This window comes from Longispora albida DSM 44784 (assembly GCF_000379825.1).
Taxonomy (GTDB): domain Bacteria; phylum Actinomycetota; class Actinomycetes; order Mycobacteriales; family Micromonosporaceae; genus Longispora; species Longispora albida.
In genome coordinates, this window is sequence record NZ_KB903839.1 from 92,309 (window position 1) to 108,188 (window position 15,880).

The window sequence follows — 15,880 nt, forward strand, 5'->3', positions numbered from 1 at the left end:
GGAGCACGATGGTCGAGCACGTGGTCATCGCGGGCCGGCCAGCGGACGTGAAGAGTGCGGCGCTCGGGTGGGAGCAGGTACTCAAGCAGGTTGGCGAGGTAAAGGCCACGTTGGAGCAGGACATTGACGACCTGTCCTCGTTCTGGAGCGGCCCGGCGTTCGAGGCATACAAGAAGCACATGCTGGGCATCGCCAAGCGCCTTGGCGACCTGATGGAGCAGGCGAAGAAGGGCGCGGGCATCGTCGGCTCCCTGAACGAAGCGGCCGGAAAGCTGAGTAAGGCACAGCATGAGATGCCCGTTCCGGCAGGCATGGTTGGCGACTTGTTGGCAGCCCGGAACGGGTCCATCAAGTTCGGCCCGAGCTTCTGCGAGATCAAGCTGACCGGGGACTTTCTTACTCAGAGCGGTGTCAACCCAGCAGTCAAGTTCGTAGGCGGGATGGCCGACACGGTGAGTTCCATGCTGACCAACGTCAAGGCTGAAGCCAAAGCCGCATACGAGAAGGTGAATCGGGAGTACCAAGACGTTAAGAACCGTGCGCCGGGTGAAGCGGAAAGCCGGACTGGTCGGCAAGCTGACCACAGCGCCGTTGGCCCCCAGGGCGCTGGTGCTGGTGGTTACGGGGGTTTCTCCGGTGCTGGGGCCGGGTTGGAGGCTGACGGTGGGGCCGGGGTTGGGCCATTGAATGGGTACAGCCCGTGGCGGGGTACGGGGAGTGAGGGCGGCGCGAAGGTGACCGGCCCGAACAACCCCGAGGCGTGGAACAAGGGCTGGGAGCATCTCGGGGATCACCGGGTCGCGCCGAGCGGCGGGCTGGGGCCGGGGAGCGGTGTGGACCCGGTGGAGCGTGGCTCGGGGCTGGCTGGGTTGAGCCCGGGCTTGCCGGGGCTGGGTTCGCCGGGTTCGCCAGGTGGGATCGGGGGTTCGTGGCCGTTCACGGGTGGTGCGGGGGCACCCGGTGGCGGTGGCGGTCCGGGGTTCCCGGCTGGTGGCGGATTGATGGTGCCGGGTGGCGGCGGGCTGGGGCGTCAGGTGACCGGGCGGCAGGCGTTGCGGGGTTTTCAGGGTACTGCCGGGCAGGGCCGGAGCGGAGCGCCCGCGATGGCTGTCGGTGGCCTCGGGCCCGCGCAGGGTACGGGTGCGGACGAGGGGGAGTACTCCACGTGGCTCAAGGAGGACAAGAGCATCTGGGGCGGCGATGACGAGGAGATCGCCCCGGCTGTCCTCGGCAAGGTGGAGGAACCGGTGTCCGACTGGCCCGAGGGCATGGAGGTGCTGCGGATCGTCCGCCGGGACGTGGAGTCCTGATGGCTGGCCAGCCTGGTAGCGAGACGCTGGCCGAGCGGGCCGCTGAGTACGCGCGGGTGTTCGGTGCCACCGCTGTCACTGTGCTGTCCGAGGGCGGGGAAGTGGCCGTGACGGCCGGCCCGGCTGGCGTACTGCTGGGGATCCAGGTCAACTCTGCTGGCCTGAGTGCGGCCGCACTGTCCACATTGATCAGTGACGCGTTGCGTGCCGCTCAGGCGGTCGTCGGCGAACGGGCGGCGTTGCCAGGTGCGGGTCCTGGGCAGCTGGAGCCGCCGGATACCGATATTCCCGAGGTCGCTGAGCTGCTCGGGCATGCGGAGCGGCATCGGCAGCAGGCCGCACAGCTGGGCGGTCAGGTGACTGTTGTCGAGCATGGTGGCATCACGGTGCATGTCCGGGGCGTGACGCTGGAGCGCGTGGTGCTGGCGGAGGCGGCGCTGGGGCCGGGGCTGCCGGAGCGGATCATGGCTGCCGCCAGGCTGGCGACGAAGCACGCGGCGGAGCGGCTGATGGCAGGTACGCGATGGTGAGAGGGTTTGGGGTTGACGCCGGGCAGCTGGATGCCTGCCGCGACCAGGTGACGGAGCTGAAGCGCCGGGCAGCGGAGATCATCAAGCTCGCCGTGCGCGCGGATCCGGCCGACGGCACATGGGGCCTGCTGGGGCAGCGCCATTTCGAGCCGGGGTACGAGAAGCAGGCTGCGGCGGTGTTCGGGCAACTGCGGGAGCTGGCCAAGGCCTTGCAGGATCGGTCGGACACGCTTGGCAAGACGAGTGCCGCGTACAAGCGTTCCGAGCAGGCGATCGCCGAGGCTTTGCAGGGGCTCGCGACGAAGCTGGAGCGTGACCGGTAATGGGTGAGGCTCCCGACAGCGACGTGACGAACGACCAGCCGTCCGACGACCGGATCAGGGCCGGGCACTTCAGTTTCGGTGCGACGAAAGACGTCCCGGTTGTCTCGCCGCTCGTGCGCGGGTACGCGAAATCGAGTTCTGCCGACGACGAGAGCTGGAAGGAAATCGACGACATCGCCTCGGCGGTCGCCGATGCGGGTTTCACGGTCGCCGCCTACATGGCTGATCCCCTGAACGCCCTGATCAACGCCGGGCTGTCGTTCCTCGTGGCTGTGGTCGATCCGCTGAATGACGCACTGGGCTGGGTGACCGGTAGTCCGCGCAAGATGGACGAGGACATTCAGCAGTGGAACAGGGTCGGTGACGCGCTGGTGCCGCTGGCTGCCGAGATCGGGCAGCTCGCCGAGGCCGGGCTGCTCGGCTGGCAGGGTAATGCGGCGGACAAGGCGCAGGAGAGTTTCACCAGTCTCGCTGAGGGCGTCGCCACACTGGCCGACGACGTGCGGCTCATGACTGCGGCACTCGTCCTCATGAAGTCCATTATGGAATTCGCGCAGCAGTTCCTAATCGGCCTGATGTCCACACTGGTGGAATGGTTGTACTTCACCTGGGTCGCGGCCCTCAACGCCGCAGCGGTCACCGGTGGCGCCTCGACCGCAGCCGCCGCGGTCGCGACGCATACCCGGGCCGGTCAGGTCATGACGCAGGCCGCGCACAAACTCGCCTGGGTCGTCAAGCTGATGCAGCGGCTCGAAAAGCTCATCAACAAGCTGCACGGCAAGGGCACGATGCAGAAAGTCCGGCAGGGCTTCCGAGGACGGACGGAAGGGGGCCAGTACACCAGCGGGTACTCGGCGCAGAAGGGCGTGCGGAACTACGTGACCGACCCGTACACATATGCGCCCGCCGTCACGCAGGCTGGCATCGGGTTCACGGGCCAGGTCGCCGAACATACCCCGTATGACGACGAATAGTGACGGGTGACGACCAGCAGTTCCCGGTGGCAAGCTGGCCCCATGACCGTCGTTTTCCGTACTGAGCGGCTGACCGTCCGCCCGTGGGCAGAGCCCGACGCCGAGCGGCTCTTCGACATGTACTCCAGGATGGACGTCGTCCAGTACCTCGGCGCCACGCCGCAGGTGATGACCGAGCCGGCTCAGGCCCTGCGGACGCTCGCCCGGTGGCACGAGCGCTCCGCCGATCCCCGGTTCGGGATCTGGGCCGTCGAGCGGGCCGATGGCGTGGTCGCGGGTACGGTGCTGCTCGTGCCGTTGCCGGACGACGCCGGTACCGGGAGAGGCGAGGTCGAGGTCGGCTGGCACTTCCACCCCGACTCGTGGGGTAACGGGTACGCGACGGAGGCGGCGCGCGGCGCGATCGAGAAGGGTTTCGCCGAGGGCCTCGACGACATCTACGCCGTCGTCCACCCGCCGAACACCGCGTCGATCCGGGTGTGCGAACGGCTCGGCATGACGGCACTCGGCCGGACATCGCAGTGGTACGGCCTGGAACTCGAGGGTTTCCGCATCACCAGGTGACCCGGAATGTTCCGGTGAGTGGTCCCCGCCTGCCCGGCACCGAACCGGGGTCAGGGAGAATGGCGCGGTGACCCGCGACCTCGTCCTCCTCGGCTCCACTGGTTCCATCGGCACTCAGGCGATCGACGTCGTCCGGGCCAACCCGGACAAGTTCCGGGTGGTCGGCCTGGGCGCTGGCGGTGGCAGTGTCGGCCTGCTCGCCGAGCAGGCGCTCAGTCTCGGGGTCGAGGTGGTGGCCGTCGCCAGGTCGAGCGTGGTGCAGGATCTCCAGCTCGCGTTCTACGCGGAGGCGCAGCGGCGGGGCTACGCGCAGGGCCAGTTCAGGATCCCCCGGATCCTCGCCGGGCCGGAGGCGATGACCGAGCTGGCCGCGCACCCCTGCGACCTGGTGCTCAACGGGATGACCGGCTCGATCGGCCTGCGCCCGTCCCTCGCAGCCCTCGCGGCTGGCCGGATGCTCGCGCTCGCCAACAAGGAGTCGCTGGTGGCCGGCGGCCCGCTGGTCCGCAAGGCTGCCAAGCCCGGCCAGCTCGTGCCGGTGGACTCCGAGCACACGGCGCTCGCCCAGTGCCTGCGGGCCGGAGCGCCGCACGAGGTCCGGCGGCTGATCCTGACGGCGAGCGGCGGCCCGTTCCGGGGCAGGCGGCGCGAGGAGCTGGCCGATGTCACCCTCGAACAGGCGATGGCCCATCCGACCTGGGACATGGGCCCGGTGATCACGATCAACTCCGCGACCCTGGTCAACAAGGGGCTGGAGGTCATCGAGGCGCACGAGCTGTTCGGCACGCCGTACGACGACATCGAGGTCATGGTGCACCCGCAGTCGGTGATCCACTCGATGGCGGAGTTCACGGACGGCTCGACGATCGTGCAGGCCTCCCCGCCGGACATGCGGCTGCCGATCGCGCTGGCGATGGGCTGGCCCGACCGGGTACCGGGGGCCACGGCGGCCCTCGACTGGACCCGTTCGCACGAGTGGACCCTGGCCCCGCTGGACAACGAGGCGTTCCCGGCCGTGGAGCTGGCGAAGGCCGCCGGGCGGGCCGGGCAGTGCCGTCCGGCGATCTACAACGCGGCCAACGAGGAGTGCGTGGAGCTGTTCCGGGCGGGGCGGCTGCCGTACCTGGGGATCGTGGACACCGTGGCGCGGGTGCTCGACGGAGCGCCCGGCTACGCTGAACCGGGTACCGTCGAAGAGGTGCTCGCTGCCGAGGACTGGGCGCGTGCTCGCGCCCGGGAGCTGGCCGGGGCGTACTAGAGAGGGTTTTCATGGCGTTCACGCTCGGGGTGATCTTGTTCGCCCTCGGGATCTTTCTCGCGGTCTGCCTCCACGAAGCCGGGCATATGTGGACGGCGAAGAAGTTCGGGATGAAAGTCACCCGGTACTTCGCCGGTTTCGGCCCGACCCTGTGGTCTTTCCGGCGCGGCGAGACGGAGTACGGCCTGAAAGCCATCCCGGCCGGCGGGTTCGTGAAGATCGTCGGGATGACGCCGCTGGAGGAGGACGAGGAAGAGCTCTCCGAGGCGGACAAGCAGCGCGTCTTCTGGCGTAAGCCGCTCTGGCAGCGGACGGTCGTCCTTGCCGCCGGTTCGGTGACCCACTTCATCATCGCTTTCCTCGTGCTGTGGATGTGCGCGCTGTTCTTCGGCCTGCCCAACCCGGTCTACGCCGACGCGGCGACCGGCAAGAACGCGGCGCAGATGAAGATCCTCGAGTGCGTCGTGCCAGCCAACGAGGTCCGCGAGTGCAAGGCCGGCGACCCGGTGTCCCCGGCGAAGCAGGTCGGCCTGGCTGACGGCGTCACGATCGTGGCGGTGGCCGGCAAGCCCGTCGTCTCGTACATGGACGCGGTCATGGCCATCCGGGAGCACCCGGCAGGCAAGACGAGCTTCACGGTGAAGGACCGGGGCGCGAGCGCGACCCGCGAGGTCACGCTCGACCTGATCGCGGCCCAGCGGCCCTCGCTCACCAAGAAGGGCGCGACGGTCACCGTCTCCGCGATCGGCGTGACCGGCTGGATCGACCCGGCCATCCCGGAGACGGTCACGTACGGCCCGGTGGACAGCATCGGCAAGTCCGCCGAGTTCTACGGCACGATCGTGACCGGCACGTTCGAAGCGCTGAAGAAGTTCCCGGAGAAGATCCCGAAGCTCTGGGAGGCCATCACAGGCGGCGACCGGGACGCCGACACCCCGATCAGCGTGATCGGCGCCAGCCACATCGGCGGGCAGTTCGCCGAGCGCGGGCTGTGGTGGGCGTTCGCGCTGACGTTCGTGTCGCTCAACATCTTCGTCGGCATCTTCAACCTGCTGCCGCTCCTGCCGCTGGACGGCGGGCACATCGCGATCGCCTGGTTCGAGCGGGCCCGGTCGTGGCTGGCAGCCCGGCGCGGCAGGCCGGATCCGGGCAGGGTCGACTACGCCAAGCTGATGCCGCTCACGTACGTCGTGATCGTCATCTTCCTCGGCTTCACCCTGCTGACGGCCGGGGCTGACATCATCAACCCGATCAAGCTCAGGTGACGGCGGGCGGCCGGGTGACCCATGAGACCTCAGGTAACAGCGGTAACTGAGAAGTAGTGAGAGAGACAGTGACTTCGATCAGCCTTGGTATGCCCCCGATGCCGCTGCCCGCTCTCGCGGAGCGGCGGAAGTCCCGTCAGCTGATGGTCGGCAGTGTGCCGGTCGGCGGCGGGGCTCCGGTGAGCGTGCAGTCGATGACGACGACGCTGACCTCCGACGTGAACGCCACGCTTCAGCAGATCGCCGAGCTGACGGCTTCCGGCTGCCAGATCGTGCGGGTGGCTGTGCCCTCGCAGGACGACGTGGAGGCGCTGCCGGCGATTGCCCGCAAGTCGAACATCCCGGTTATCGCGGACATCCATTTCCAGCCGAAGTACGTGTTCGCGGCGATCGACGCTGGCTGCGCTGCCGTCCGGGTGAATCCGGGCAACATCCGCCAGTTCGACGACAAGGTCGGCGAGATCGCGAAGGCGGCGGCTGCTGCCGGCACGCCGATCCGGATCGGTGTGAACGCCGGCTCCCTCGACAAGCGGCTGCTGGAGAAGTACGGCCGGGCGACGGCTGAGGCGCTGGTCGAGTCGGCGCTGTGGGAGTGCTCGCTGTTCGAGGAGCACGGTTTCCGCGACATCAAGATCTCGGTGAAGCACAACGACCCGGTGGTCATGATCCGGGCGTACCGGCAGCTCGCCGCGCAGTGCGACTACCCGCTGCACCTGGGTGTGACCGAGGCCGGTCCGGCCTTCCAGGGCACGATCAAGTCGGCGGTGGCGTTCGGCGCGCTGCTGGCCGAGGGGATCGGCGACACGATCCGGGTCTCGCTGTCGGCCCCGCCGGCCGAGGAGGTCAAGGTCGGTAACCAGATCCTGGAATCCCTGGGCCTGAAGGAACGCGGGCTGGAGATCGTGTCCTGCCCGTCGTGCGGCCGGGCGCAGGTCGACGTGTACAAGCTGGCCGAGGAAGTGACCGCCGGGCTGGAGGGCCTGCCGGTGCCGCTGCGTGTGGCGGTCATGGGCTGCGTCGTCAACGGCCCCGGCGAGGCGCGGGAGGCCGACCTGGGTGTCGCCTCCGGTAACGGCAAGGGCCAGATCTTCGTGAAGGGCCAGGTCATCAAGACCGTGCCCGAGTCGCAGATCGTCGAGACCCTGATCGAGGAGGCGCTTCGCCTGGCCGAGGAGATGGGCGCCGACCTGCCGGAGGAACTGCGCGGCCTGACGCCTTCGGTCACCGTTCACTGAGGACAGTGGTCTGCTGTGCGGCGCTGCCTGGTCAGCGCCGCACATTTTTTGTACCTGTGAGCAGGTACCCTCCTGCTCATGGGAAACGGGGTCCTGGTCGCGTACCGCAAGTTCGACGGCAAGCTGCACTACAACGTGGACATGATCCGGCTGGGTGAGGACGAGCACGGCACGTGGCTCGGCGCCCCGCTCGGTACCCGGGTGCGCAAGGGCCTGTTCGACGGGTTCACCCCGCGCTGGGCCAGCGTCAAGCTGGTCCCGGAGGGCCAGAGCTGGTGGACGGCCTCGTTCATCACCGGCGAGTCCGAAGTGGACATCTACTGTGACGTCACCACCCCGCCGGCCTGGTCCGGCGACGACGAGGTGACGATGGCTGACCTCGACCTCGACGTGGTACGCGACCGGGCCACCGGCCTGCCGAGCATCGTCGACCAGGACGAGTTCGCCGAGCACCAGGTCACCTACGGTTATCCGGCGGATGTGATCGCCGCTGCGGAGGCAGCCGCCGAGTGGCTGCACGCCAGCATCAGTGCCGGGAGTGGCCCGTTCGGCGGGGCCCACCTGCCCTGGCAGCGCGTGCTCGACGCGCAGGTCACGGCCCGTCGCTGACTCTTGGTCAGCCAGCCGTGACAGGCTGAGCTACCACCGCTGCCGGCCGGGTCCGGAGTCCCCACTGGACGATCGCCTGGTACGCGAGGCCGCACACCGCGAACATCACGCCGAGCCCCACCCAGCCGGCCGTCCCGCTCGCGACGACGAGCATGGTGAGCACCGGGGGAGCGATCATGTTCCCGATCTGGCGGCCCATCGTGTAGGCGCCCTGGTACTGGCCCTGCGCGTTGTCCGGTGCCAGCCCGTAGACCACGGCCCAGGTGGCCGTCGACGACCAGATCTCGCCGATCACGTGTACGACGGCCGCCGCCAGGACTAGCCCGATGACCGCCCAGGACGGCAGCCCGGCCGTGAGCCCGAAGAGCACGCAGGACGCGCCGACGACCAGTGCGCCGCGCCGTCCGGTACGGATACCGGCCTGCGGGGTGTCCACGCCCTTCGACGCCCAGAGCTGGAGCGTGACGCAGCCGATCGTGTTGACCAGGAGCGCGGCCGGTACCAGCCACAGTGGCCCGTCGGCCTGCGCGACCAGCCACAACGGCAGCGCGATGCTCAGCATCTCGTTGTACATGCTCGCCATCAGCCCGTCGACCAGCGCGAACGTGAGGAACGGCTTGTCGCGCAGCGCGACCATGCGCGGCCCATCGGCGGGCTTCGGTACCGGCGGCACAGCCCTCGCCCGGGTCAGGATCGCTGCTGCGGCGACGAAGGACACCGAGTTACCCAGCAGCAGGACCACGTACCCGGCCCGCGAGTCGAGCATCAGCGGGACGCCGCCGAGCAGCGCGCCGATCGCGATGCCGCCGTTGTTGACCGTGCGGTACATGGCCCGGAGGCGGAGCCGCTGCTCCGGCGGGACGGCGCTGGCGATCATCGCGCCGTTCGCCCCGCGTACCGTCGCGTCCCCGGCCGCGATCAGGCAGGCCAGCAGCGTGAACGTCCAGAACCCCGTGACGGCGAGCAGCCCGGCGTAACAGGCTGCCAGGCCGAGCATCGCGCCGATCTGCACGCCTTTCGGCCCGAGCCGGTCGGCCAGGTACCCGAGCGGGGTGCTCAGCACGATGCCGGTCACCGCCGCCGCGCCGAGCCCGATGCCCAGCTCGGCGGCGGTGAGGCCGGCCGAGCGGGTGAGGAAGAGGGTGCTGGTGGCCAGGTACGCGCCGTTGCCGAGCGTATTGACGAGGGTGGCCAGGAGCAGGATGCGCGGGGTACCGGGCGGGGGAAGCATGATCACGATTCAACAGTACGTACGTACGGTTTGTAAAGCCGCCGGGGAGGAACCCGGCCGGGATGGTGCACGATCTTGGGCGGAACATGGCACGCTACTGCTGTGCTGACGTCCACGGTGCCGGTCAGGCTGCTGGGCGACGGTGACCGCGCCGACGTGCTCCGCGTGCTGGCCCGGACGCCGGTCGCCGCCGCGCCGATCGCCGAGCGGGTCGAGGCCGGCGGGATCGCCGCCTGGCGTACCGGCGGCCAGATCTTCGGGCACGGCCAGCGCGGCAGGCTGGAGGCGGTCTGCTGGCGCGGCGCGAGCCTGATCCCGACCGGGGCGGCCCGGCCGTTCGCCGACCTGCTGGCCGGCCAGCCCCGTACCGTCGGCTCGATCGCCGGGCCCGCCGACACTGTGCTGGAGCTGTGGCGCGGGCTCGAACCGGCCTGGGGCCCGGCGCGCAGTGTCCGGGAGTGCCAGCCGTTCCTGGTCACGGGCAGCCCGGCGGCGGTCGAACCCGACCCGCACGTCCGGCTGGTCCGCCGCCGCGAACTCGCGGTGCTCTACCCGGCCGCGGTCGCGATGTACTCGGAGGAGCTTGGGGTCCAGCCATCCGCCGACGAGTACCGGGAAAGGGTTTCGGGGTTGATCCGGGCCCGGCGCTGCTACGCGCGCATCGAGAACGGTGAAGTCATCTTCAAAGCTGACCTGGCGGTGGTCAGCCGCAGCACCGCGCAGGTGCAGGGGGTGTGGGTCGCGCCGTCGCATCGGGGGCGCGGGCTCGCCGCCGCGGGCATGGCCGCCGTGATCGCCGATGGCCTCAGACGGCTCGCCCCGACGATCAGCCTCTACGTGAACGACTACAACGCGGCGGCCCGGCGGGTCTACGCACAGTGCGGATTCCGGCAGATCGACACCTTCGCCACAGTGCTCTTCTAACGGCAAAGTGGGCCGGATCCAACGTGAGTGAATGACTCGCTTACCGGCAAGCCGTGATTTAGACCACGCCTGCCACTACTGTAGGTAACGACAGTAGGGCTCACGAGTGACGGGGTGACGCTGCCATGGGGAGGATCGTCAAACAGATCTCCGAGAACACCACGAAATATTATTGGTATCCCGGGGACAAACAGGACTGGATCCGGGCCGCTATCGCGGTCGGCGCGGGCGTTGCCATGTTCGTCATCACGCGGGCACTCACGGACGGGCCACTGTGGGGTGCCGTGCTGGGTGCTTCGACGACACTTGCGGTCGCAGGATTCAATTTCGGACGGCGCGACGCCAGAGCGCTGGCCACGTTCCCGGACATCGCGGCCGCCCGGCGCGCCGCGATGGTCGACACGGGGCGGGCCGCGTGGCGTGCGCTGGTGGAAGGCTTCGGTGCCGCCGCCGCCGCGGTGCTGATCGTCAACATCCCCCGGACCGGCTTCGCGTACAACTGGATCCTTCCGGTTGTGCCTGCCGTGATCGGGGCGCTCGGCCACCAGGCCGGCATGCTGTACGAGCGGATGCAGCAGACGGCCGCAGCGGCAGCCGCCGCGACGAAGGAAGCCAGCCCGGTGCCCGCTCCGCCCGCCGAGGCAGAGGCCGGAGCCGCGCCCGAGCCGGCCGCCGCAGCAGCGGGGAGCTGAGGGAATGTCGTAGGCCGGGGCTAGATTGGGCGGATGGCGAAGACCTACGAAGGCACAGATGCTGGGCTGCGAGTCTCCCTCGCGGCCCAGCGGCTTTTCCGCACGCTGGAGGGGGTTCTGTGATCAGCGAACTCCGCGAGCGCGCCGAGGAGCTGCTGCGTGACCTCGCCGGTCCGCAGGCTGTCCTCCGCCCCGACCAGTGGACGGCGATCGAGGCTCTGGTCGAGGGCAGGCACCGCGTGCTGCTCGTCCAGCGCACCGGCTTCGGCAAGTCCGCCGTGTACTTCGTCGCGACGGCCCTGCTCCGCGAGGAGGGCGCTGGCCCGACCGTCATCGTGTCCCCGCTGCTCGCCCTGATGCGCAACCAGGTCGAGGCCGCGGCCAGGGCCGGGATCCGCGCCGCAACGATCAACTCCGCGAATCTGGACGAGTGGGGCCAGATCGAGGCCAGCATCCTGGCCGGAGAGGTCGACGTGCTGCTCGTCAGCCCGGAACGCCTGAACAACCCCGACTTCCGCGACCGCGTCCTGCCGACCCTCGCCGCGACCTGCGGCCTGCTCGTCGTCGACGAGGCGCACTGCATCTCCGACTGGGGCCACGACTTCCGTCCCGACTACCGCCGGATCGCCACGTTCCTGGCCGGGCTGCGTGAGGGCGTGCCGGTGCTGGCCACGACCGCCACCGCCAACGAGAGGGTCAGCGCTGACGTCGCCGAGCAGCTGACCGCCAGCCACGACGGCACCAGTCCGCACGTGACGGTGCTGCGCGGCTCGCTCGACCGCGACTCGCTCCGGCTCGGCGCGCTCCGGCTGCCCGGCACGACCGACCGGCTGGCTTGGCTCGGCGAGCACCTGGCCAGCCTGCCGGGCTCCGGCATCGTCTACACCCTCACGGTCGCCGCGACCGAGGAAGTCGCCGCGTACCTGCGGTCCTGCGGCTACGAGGTCGCCGCCTACTCCGGGAAGACCGACCAGGCCGAGCGGCTCGCCGCCGAGGAGGCCCTCCTCCAGAACAAGGTCAAGGCGCTGGTGGCCACCTCGGCACTCGGCATGGGCTACGACAAGCCGGACCTCGGGTTCGTGGTGCACCTCGGCGCGCCCAGCTCGCCCATCGCGTACTACCAGCAGGTCGGCCGGGCCGGGCGTGCCGTGGACAACGCCGACGTGCTCCTGCTGCCCGGCCCGGAGGACGAGGCCATCTGGCGGTACTTCGCCTCGGTGTCCTTCCCGGCCGCCGACCAGGTGAACGTGGTGCTCGCCGCGCTCGGCGACTCCGGCACCCCGCTGTCCACCCAGGCGCTCGAAGCGAAGACCGACCTGCGCCGGACCCGGCTCGAACTGCTGCTCAAGGTGCTCGACGTGGACGGCGCCGTCCGCCGGGTCAAGGGCGGCTGGGTGGCAACCGGGCAGCCCTGGGAGTACGACGCGGAGCGGTATGGCCGGGTCGCGGCCGCCCGGGAGACCGAGCAGCAGGCGATGCGGGACTACGCGGCGCTGACCAGCTGCCGGATGGAGTTCCTGCGGCACCAGCTCGACGACCCCGACGCCGTCCCTTGTGGACGGTGCGACGGCTGCACCGGCTCCTGGTACCCGGTGGAGATCTCCCCGGCCGCCCGTGCCCAGGCCGCCACGTTTCTCGGCAAGCCGGGTGTCGAGCTGGAGCCGCGCAAGCTGTGGCCCGGCGGCCCGGCCAAGGGCAAGATCGCGGAGCAGGCCGAGTCCGGCCGTGCCGTCGGCCGCCTGTCCGACCTCGGCTGGGGACCGCGCCTCCGTGAGCTGCTCCAGGCCGACGCCGAGATCCCGGACGACGTGTTCGCCGCGGCGGTCGGCGTGCTCAAGGGCTGGGGCTGGGCCGAGCGCCCGGTCGGAGTGATCTCCATCCCATCCCGTACCCGGCCCCGGCTCGTGTCCTCCCTGGCCCGCCGCCTCGCCACCGTCGGCCGCCTCGCCGACCTGGGCGAGCTGCGCAGGATCGGCGGCGGCCCGCCCGGCGCGTACGCGGACGCCAACAGCGCCCACCGGCTCGGCGCCGTGTACGGAGCCTTCGAGGCGCCTCCGATCGAGATTGCCGGCCCGGTGCTCCTCATCGACGACTACCTGGACTCCGGCTGGACGATGACGGTCGCGGCCCGCGAACTGCGCCTGGCCGGAGCCCCAGCGGTACTCCCGTTGGTACTGGGGCTGGTGGGGTAGCCGGTCTCCCGGACCTGGGCCCCGCCGGCCAGTCCAGCCCGCCACGGGTTTTCCGAGCGCCACAACCGGGCTGACCGTGAAGCGCCGGCAGGCGTCGTAACGGCGCCCGGGCACGGGTTGGGTGGAGCCGTCCTGGTTCACTTTGTGCTCCGGCCCCCAGGCCGGAGTGCAAAGGGAACCTGCGGGAGGACGGCTCCACCCAACCCCAGCCAGCCCAGTACGCTCAAGGGATGACCGTTCGCGCTCCGTTGACTCCTGGTGTTCAGTCTCCCTGGCGGGACGTTCCGTCCCAGATCGTCCGGCCCGAGTATGTCGGGAAGAAGCAGTCGAAGAAGATCGGCTCGGACGTCCAGACCCCGGAGATCATCGAGCGGATGCGCTTCGCCGGGAAGCTGGCGGCGCAGGCGCTCCAGGAGGGTGGCCGGGCCGTCAAGCCGGGGGCGACGACCGACGAGATCGACCGGGTGGTGCACGAGTTCCTGTGTGACCACGGCGCCTACCCGTCGACCCTCGGCTACCCGGGCCGTAACTCCCCGCCCTTCCCGAAGTCGTGCTGCACCTCGCTCAACGAGGTGATCTGCCACGGCATCCCCGACTCGACGGTGATCGAGGACGGCGACATCGTGAACATCGACGTCACCGCGTACATCAACGGCGTGCACGGCGACACCAACGCCACGTTCTTCGCCGGGGAGCCGGCCGAGGAGGTCCGGCTGCTCGTCGAGCGGACCCAGGAGGCGACGATGCGCGGGATCAAGGCGGTCGCGCCGGGCCGCCCGATCAACGTGATCGGCCGGGTGATCGAGTCGTACGCGCGGCGTTTCGGTTACGGCGTCGTCCGTGACTTCACCGGGCACGGTATCGGCCAGACCTTCCACACCGGACTGTACGTGCCGCACTACGACAACCCGAACCTGACGACGGTCATGGAGCCGGGGATGACGTTCACGATCGAGCCGATGATCACGCTCGGCACGCACGACTACGACATGTGGTCCGACAAGTGGACGGTCGTCACCAAGGACCGGAAGTGGACGGCCCAGTTCGAGCACACGCTGGTGGTGACCGACTCCGGGTACGAGATCCTCACCCTGCCGTGACCACCACCATCGACCACCAGCACGCTGACGTCTCCGGTGGCTGGCTGCGGCCGGCCACCTTCGGGGCGATGGACGGGCTGGTCACCAACATCGGCCTGATCGCCGGTGTGGGTGGTGGCAGGCTCGACCCGGACGAGATCGTCATCACGGGCCTGGCCGGCCTGGTGGCTGGTGCGATCTCGATGGCGCTCGGCGAGTACACGAGCGTGCGGACGCAGAACGAGCAGATCGCCTACGAGGTCGACAAGGAGCGCCGCGAGCTCGCGGTGAATCCGGAGGCCGAGGCCGAGGAGCTGGCCCAGGCCTGGATCGGCCGTGGCATGCGCCCGGACCTGGCGCACGAGGTGGCCAAGGAACTCGCGAAGAATCCGGGGGAGGCCCTGCGGGTCCACGCGCAGGAGGAGCTGGGGGTGAATCCGGCTGACGTGCCCAGCCCGTGGGTCGCGGCGTTCTCCTCGTTCGTGTGTTTCTCGATCGGCGCGCTGATCCCGCTCCTGCCATACCTGCTGGGCGCCGACAAGCTCTGGCCAGCCCTGACGGCCGGCGGCCTCGGCCTGTTCGTGGCCGGCGCGATCGTGTCCCGGTGGACTCGCCGCCGCTGGTGGACGAGCGGTGCACGGCAGCTGGCGCTCGGCGCGCTGGCGGCCGGCGCCACGTACCTGATCGGCTCACTCTTCGCCTGATCGCCGGATGACTGGCCTGACGGTACAACTGGCGGGCCGTGGCTGCTCCGGCCGGGACAGCTGTACCGTCAACTGCCCGCCTGACGGTACAAGTAGCCGCACGCTCCACAGGGGACGGTCGGGCTCAGCTCAGCAGGTCCGTGACGTCCCCGTCGACCGGGCGTCCGCGTTTGTCCAGCTCGACGGCCTGCGCGTCGAGTTTCTCGCCGAGTTCGGCGCGGTTGGAGTCGCCGAGCCCGGTACGCCGGACCGCGTCGGCCGGCCCCCGGAAGTACGTCCGGGTGAGCAGCCCCTCCACTGTGGCCAGCGCGATGCGCGCCTGGGCCAGCAGGAGCACCGCGCCGTCGGTGTCGTACCAGGAGGCCAGCCGCCCCGCCCTGGCCAGCACCGACGCGGCCTCGTACCAGCCGGCCCTGGCCAGCGCGGCGAACTCACCCCCGGGCGCCTCGGCCAGCCGGGCCAGGTGGGTGTCGCGGAGCTGGTCGAGCCAGTTGTCCGGGTCGTACAGCGGCCGGGTGCTCAGGTACTGGTCGGCGGCCAGCGGCCAGCTCGTCGACAGGGTCCGCGCGTGCTGGAGGTACTCGTCGGCGCTGATCACGCCGAGGTCGACGATGATCCCGTCGATCCGCCGGCTGCCCGGGCGCGGGCCACGGCCCGGCTGGTACGTCACCACCACCAGGTCGATGTCGCTGCCGGTCGTGTCGTCGCCGTGTGCGAGAGAACCCTGTACCCCGACGGCCAGGACGTCGGCGGCCCACCGGCGGCGTACCGCGTCGGAGATCTCCTCGGTGAGTTCCCACCGGGGGCCCGACAGGCCGTCATCCTCACTGGACATCCGCGCAGCAGACATAGGGCCATTCTGCGGCAGTTTCGGCTCAGCGGGGCGGACTCGGGCAAGCCGGGGACGGAAACTCCGTTATGGACCGGGGCGGGCGGCATGGCCCGGGCACGCCGCGTCCACGGAGTACACGAAAACGAAGTACAGGAAAG

Annotated in this window: 16 protein-coding genes; 14 read left to right on the forward strand and 2 right to left on the reverse strand. The window is 69.9% G+C overall.

The features are described from left to right. Nucleotides 1–8: 8 nt before the first annotated feature. The 9 genes from A3G1_RS39280 (at nt 9) to A3G1_RS0131755 (ending at nt 8,068) form a co-directional block, all read left to right on the forward strand. The gene (locus tag A3G1_RS39280; protein WP_157641548.1) at nt 9–1,310 is read left to right on the forward strand and encodes a hypothetical protein; all 1,302 of its coding nucleotides are present in this window, start codon (nt 9–11) and stop codon (nt 1,308–1,310) included. Then, a complete protein-coding gene (locus A3G1_RS0131720) occupies nt 1,310–1,840 on the forward strand; it encodes a hypothetical protein (protein ID WP_018353529.1) in 531 nt (176 codons plus the stop codon). Before A3G1_RS39280 ends, A3G1_RS0131720 begins: the two co-directional genes overlap by 1 nt. After that, entirely contained in the window at nt 1,834–2,163 is a 330-nt protein-coding gene (locus tag A3G1_RS0131725; protein ID WP_018353530.1) for a hypothetical protein, read from the forward strand. The genes A3G1_RS0131720 and A3G1_RS0131725 overlap by 7 nt, the downstream gene beginning before the upstream one ends. Further along, nucleotides 2,163–3,137, forward strand: a complete 975-nt coding sequence (locus A3G1_RS0131730) for a hypothetical protein (RefSeq protein ID WP_018353531.1) — start codon at nt 2,163–2,165, stop codon at nt 3,135–3,137. Before A3G1_RS0131725 ends, A3G1_RS0131730 begins: the two co-directional genes overlap by 1 nt. Before the next feature lie 42 nt (nt 3,138–3,179). Then, entirely contained in the window at nt 3,180–3,701 is a 522-nt protein-coding gene (locus A3G1_RS0131735) for a GNAT family N-acetyltransferase (RefSeq protein WP_018353532.1), read from the forward strand. A 67-nt stretch (nt 3,702–3,768) separates the two neighbouring features. Next, nucleotides 3,769–4,959 (forward strand): 1-deoxy-D-xylulose-5-phosphate reductoisomerase, encoded by a 1,191-nt coding sequence (dxr, locus tag A3G1_RS0131740; protein WP_018353533.1) that lies wholly within the window; start codon nt 3,769–3,771, stop codon nt 4,957–4,959. A gap of 11 nt (nt 4,960–4,970) precedes the next feature. Further along, complete coding sequence (locus A3G1_RS0131745; RefSeq protein ID WP_018353534.1) at nt 4,971–6,224, forward strand: M50 family metallopeptidase; 1,254 nt, start codon at nt 4,971–4,973, stop codon at nt 6,222–6,224. A gap of 68 nt (nt 6,225–6,292) precedes the next feature. Then, complete coding sequence (ispG, locus tag A3G1_RS0131750; RefSeq protein ID WP_026212719.1) at nt 6,293–7,459, forward strand: flavodoxin-dependent (E)-4-hydroxy-3-methylbut-2-enyl-diphosphate synthase; 1,167 nt, start codon at nt 6,293–6,295, stop codon at nt 7,457–7,459. Nucleotides 7,460–7,537: 78 nt separating this feature from the next. Further along, nucleotides 7,538–8,068 (forward strand): ribonuclease FAU-1 family protein, encoded by a 531-nt coding sequence (locus A3G1_RS0131755; RefSeq protein ID WP_018353536.1) that lies wholly within the window; start codon nt 7,538–7,540, stop codon nt 8,066–8,068. A 7-nt stretch (nt 8,069–8,075) separates the two neighbouring features. Here the strand turns inward: A3G1_RS0131755 and A3G1_RS0131760 are convergent, their stop codons facing one another. Then, nucleotides 8,076–9,299 carry an MFS transporter gene (locus tag A3G1_RS0131760; protein ID WP_157641559.1) on the reverse strand — a complete coding sequence of 408 codons (1,224 nt, stop codon included), beginning with the start codon at nt 9,297–9,299 and terminating at the stop codon, nt 8,076–8,078. A 102-nt stretch (nt 9,300–9,401) separates the two neighbouring features. Here A3G1_RS0131760 and A3G1_RS0131765 point away from each other — a divergent pair, with 102 nt between their 5' ends. From A3G1_RS0131765 to A3G1_RS0131790, 5 genes are all read left to right on the forward strand, one after another. Continuing rightward, entirely contained in the window at nt 9,402–10,223 is an 822-nt protein-coding gene (locus tag A3G1_RS0131765) for a GNAT family N-acetyltransferase (protein ID WP_018353538.1), read from the forward strand. Between the two features lie 125 nt (nt 10,224–10,348). Continuing rightward, a complete protein-coding gene (locus A3G1_RS37825) occupies nt 10,349–10,915 on the forward strand; it encodes a hypothetical protein (RefSeq protein WP_051110732.1) in 567 nt (188 codons plus the stop codon). Between the two features lie 119 nt (nt 10,916–11,034). Beyond that, the gene (locus A3G1_RS0131780) at nt 11,035–13,107 is read left to right on the forward strand and encodes a RecQ family ATP-dependent DNA helicase (protein WP_018353541.1); all 2,073 of its coding nucleotides are present in this window, start codon (nt 11,035–11,037) and stop codon (nt 13,105–13,107) included. A gap of 230 nt (nt 13,108–13,337) precedes the next feature. Further along, complete coding sequence (gene map / locus A3G1_RS0131785; protein ID WP_026212722.1) at nt 13,338–14,207, forward strand: type I methionyl aminopeptidase; 870 nt, start codon at nt 13,338–13,340, stop codon at nt 14,205–14,207. Next, entirely contained in the window at nt 14,204–14,890 is a 687-nt protein-coding gene (locus A3G1_RS0131790) for a VIT1/CCC1 transporter family protein (RefSeq protein WP_018353543.1), read from the forward strand. Before map ends, A3G1_RS0131790 begins: the two co-directional genes overlap by 4 nt. A 124-nt stretch (nt 14,891–15,014) precedes the next feature. Here A3G1_RS0131790 and A3G1_RS0131795 read toward each other — a convergent pair whose 3' ends face one another. Then, nucleotides 15,015–15,725, reverse strand: a complete 711-nt coding sequence (locus A3G1_RS0131795; protein WP_018353544.1) for a nucleotidyltransferase domain-containing protein — start codon at nt 15,723–15,725, stop codon at nt 15,015–15,017. Nucleotides 15,726–15,880 lie beyond the last annotated feature (155 nt).